Source organism: Mesorhizobium sp. M7A.F.Ca.CA.004.12.1.1 (assembly GCF_003997835.1).
Classification (GTDB): domain Bacteria; phylum Pseudomonadota; class Alphaproteobacteria; order Rhizobiales; family Rhizobiaceae; genus Mesorhizobium.
In genome coordinates, this window is sequence record NZ_RZRK01000703.1 from 1 (window position 1) to 3,176 (window position 3,176).

General features: G+C 62.1%; 3 protein-coding genes and 1 pseudogene. 3 read left to right on the plus strand and 1 reads right to left on the minus strand.

From position 1 onward, the window contains the following. Positions 1 to 234: outer membrane beta-barrel protein (locus EN984_RS27975; RefSeq protein ID WP_164765696.1), on the plus strand; the 234-nt coding region annotated here is incomplete at its 5' end. A 71-nt stretch (positions 235 to 305) separates the two neighbouring features. On the opposite strand, the gene galU is transcribed toward EN984_RS27975, so the two are convergent. Then, complete coding sequence (gene galU, locus EN984_RS27980; RefSeq protein ID WP_127270261.1) at positions 306 to 1,211, minus strand: UTP--glucose-1-phosphate uridylyltransferase GalU; 906 nt, start codon at positions 1,209 to 1,211, stop codon at positions 306 to 308. A gap of 209 nt (positions 1,212 to 1,420) precedes the next feature. On the opposite strand from galU, the gene EN984_RS27985 reads away from it, so the two are divergent. After that, positions 1,421 to 2,641, plus strand: coding sequence for a lytic murein transglycosylase (locus tag EN984_RS27985; RefSeq protein ID WP_127270259.1), 1,221 nt, complete (start codon positions 1,421 to 1,423; stop codon positions 2,639 to 2,641). Between the two features lie 98 nt (positions 2,642 to 2,739). Further along, positions 2,740 to 3,176: pseudogene (locus EN984_RS27990) on the plus strand (DUF459 domain-containing protein); the annotation flags it as partial.

The following is a 3,176-nucleotide window of genomic DNA, read 5'->3' on the forward strand; positions in this document are numbered from 1 at the left end:
CGCCAGATCCGCGCCAACCTCACCGCCAATGCGGCTCTGGGCCTCGACTGGCGTGATTACATCGGCATCGATGGCCATGACAGGGTGTTGAGCGCCGAGGCCGGACTGACCTGGTGGCTGAACCGCTACGCCGGCCTCACCACAAGGGTGAGGACCGAGAAGCTGACCAGCAATCTGCCGGGCCGGGACTACACCGCCAACAGCATCTTCCTCGGCGTGAAAGTGCAGCGCTGAGGACTTGCGTGCCAAACGTGCGTTGAGATCAGACCGGCCCTTCCGCGGACCGGCTGAACATCGACATCGACTTAAGATGCGGCGCCGCGGCGCTCGGATGGCTTCATCTCATCGAGAAGCGTGCGGATCACACCGGCCATGTTCTCGTTCATGTCGCTGCGCCACAGCGCGAAGGCGACATTGGCCTCGACGAAGCCTTCCGGCGATCCGCAGTCGAACGTGCGGCCTCGATAGTGGTAGCCGTAGAAAGGCTGCTGCTTTTCCAGCTTCAGCATGGCGTCGGTGAGCTGGATCTCGTTGCCGGCGCCTTTTTCCTGGCCTTCAAGGATCTTGAAGATCTCCGGCTGCAGGATGTAGCGGCCGTTGATGTAAAGATTGGACGGCGCGGTGCCGGCCTTCGGCTTTTCCACCATCTCGGTGATGCGGAAACCGTGATGCGTGTCCTCGCCGCGGCCGACGATGCCGTATTTGTGGGTTTCGGCGGGAGCGCATTCCTGCACCGCGATGATGTTGTTGCCGGTCTCCTCGTAGAGCTCGACCATTGCCTTCGTGCAGCTCTTCTCCGACTGCATGATCATGTCGGGCAGCAACAGCGCGAAGGGCTCGTCGCCGACGAGCTCACGGGCGCACCAGACGGCATGGCCAAGTCCCATCGGCACCTGCTGGCGTGTGAAACTGGTCTGCCCCGGCGCCGGCTGCAGCCGTTGCAGGCGGGCGAGCTGGTCGTCCTTGCCGCGCTGGGCCAGCGTGTCATAGAGTTCGAACTGGATGTCGAAATGGTCCTCGATGACGGCCTTGTTGCGGCCGGTGACGAAGATGAAATGCTCGATGCCGGCCTCGCGTGCCTCATCCACCACATACTGGATCACCGGCCGGTCGACGACGGTCAGCATTTCCTTGGGGACAGCCTTGGTGGCCGGGAGAAACCGTGTGCCGAGACCGGCGACCGGGAAGACTGCCTTGCGAACTCTCTTCATGCTTTCAATTATCCGTTTGAGGGCCAGCTCCGCAATCCCCGTTCCAAGACATTTTCACGCCGGAATTCGGGACTACTGGGCAACTGAGAGGAATGTCCACCGGTAAAGCTTCGAAGCGTCTTTTCGTTCCCGGTGGCGCCTATGGTAAACTAATTCCTAACCTGGTTCGGCGATGAATGGTCTTTCCTGAGACAGAGAAGGAGGAAAAGATGTCCGTTCGCAATGCCGCAAAAATTTTTACCAGCGTCATGGCGGCAGCCAGCCTATCGCTCGCTCTGCTGATGCCTGGCCCCGCTTTCGCCGATGCCGGTTTCCGGCAGTGGGTCGCCGGCTTCCGCGCCACCGCCGTGCAGAGCGGCGTTTCCGGCGCCCTCTACGACCAGGCCTTCAGGAACATCAGGGATATCGATCCGGTGGTGCTGGAGAAGGCGCGTACGCAGCCTGAATTCACGGCCCCCGCCTGGGACTATTTCGACAATCGCGTCCATGACCAGTCGGTCGCCGTCGGCCAGCAGATGGCCAGGAAATGGAAGCCGTGGCTGGACCGGATCGAGGCCAGGTTCGGTGTCAACCGTTACATCCTGCTGGCCATCTGGTCGATGGAATCGAACTATGGCGAGATCCTCAAGCGCGACGACGTCATGCGCAATGTCGTGCGCTCGCTGGCGACCTTGGCCTATGCCGATCCGAAGCGGGCGAAATTCGCTCGCACCCAGCTGATCGCCGCGCTGAAGATCCTGCAGACCGGCGATATCGACGAAAGCCATCTGAGCGGATCCTGGGCCGGCGCCATGGGCCATACCCAGTTCATCCCGACCAGCTATCTGCACTATGCCGTCGACATGGACGGCAATGGCAAACGCGACATCTGGAATTCGATCCCCGATGCGCTGGCGACATCAGCCAATTTGTTGAAGAAGAATGGCTGGCAGGCCGGCAAGACCTGGGGCTATGAGGTTGCTTTGCCCGCTGGAAAGCTTCCCGGCGGCTCGAAAACACTGTCGCAATGGCAGGCGCTCGGCGTGGTCAGGGCCAACGGCAAGCCGTTCAAGAACGGCTCCGACAAGGCGACGCTGAAGGTGCCGGACGGCCGCAACGGGCCGGCCTTCCTGATGATCAAGAATTTCACGGTCATCAAAGCCTACAATAACGCCGACAAATATGCGCTGGCCGTCGGCCTTCTTGCCGACGAAATCGCCGGCTCCAGCGGTCTCGTGCAAGACTGGAAGCGGCCTTTCACCAAGCTCACTTTCGAGGAAAGGCAGGAGCTGCAGCAGCGGCTTTCCCAACATGGCCTTTATGACGGCAAGTTCGACGGCAAGATCGGCGACGGCTCGAAATCAGCCATCTTGGCCTTCCAGGCCAAGGCCGGCTTGACCCAGGACGGTTACCCGAGCATGGAAGTGCTGAAGTGGCTCCGGCAGAAATAGAGCCGCCTGCGGTGCCGCGCGGCCTTTCGGGCGCGCAAAGGACACTGTAGCAATCTGGTTGGCGCGGCATTTGCTGCGCCAAGGGATGGAGGAAACGAGTGGCTTCGGCTGCGCGCATCGCAGGGCTTGTTCGTCGCATGCCGGTGCTCATCCTGGCCGTGATCGTGCTCACCGTCGGTGTGGCTGGCGCCTTCCATGCGCCGGCCATGGCGCAGGAGCAGCAAAACCGCGGCTGGTCGCTGCGAGACCTTCTGTTCCCGCGCCGCAGCGAGCGCATCGAGCCGCCGCAGGACATCCAGAAGCCGAGGCCCAGGCCCAAGGCGAAAAAACCCCGCGCCCCGCGCCCGCCGGCGGAGCCGGAAATCCCGGTGGTTGACAAGGCACCGGACGCTCGCACCGTGCTGGTGGTCGGAGACTTCATGGCGGCTGGCCTCGCCGAAGGCCTCGACACCGCCTTTGCCGAGAATGCCGGCGTCAGGATCGTCGTTCGCAGCAATGGCTCGTCCGGCTTCGTACGCGATGATTTCTACAACTG

What these genes read in the sequence shown, in the direction of transcription:
- galU (WP_127270261.1), bottom strand. Translation starts at nt 1,211, where the DNA reads ATGAAGAGAGTTCGCAAGGCAGTCTTCCCGGTCGCCGGTCTCGGCACA.
- EN984_RS27985 (WP_127270259.1), top strand. Translation starts at nt 1,421, where the DNA reads ATGTCCGTTCGCAATGCCGCAAAAATTTTTACCAGCGTCATGGCGGCA.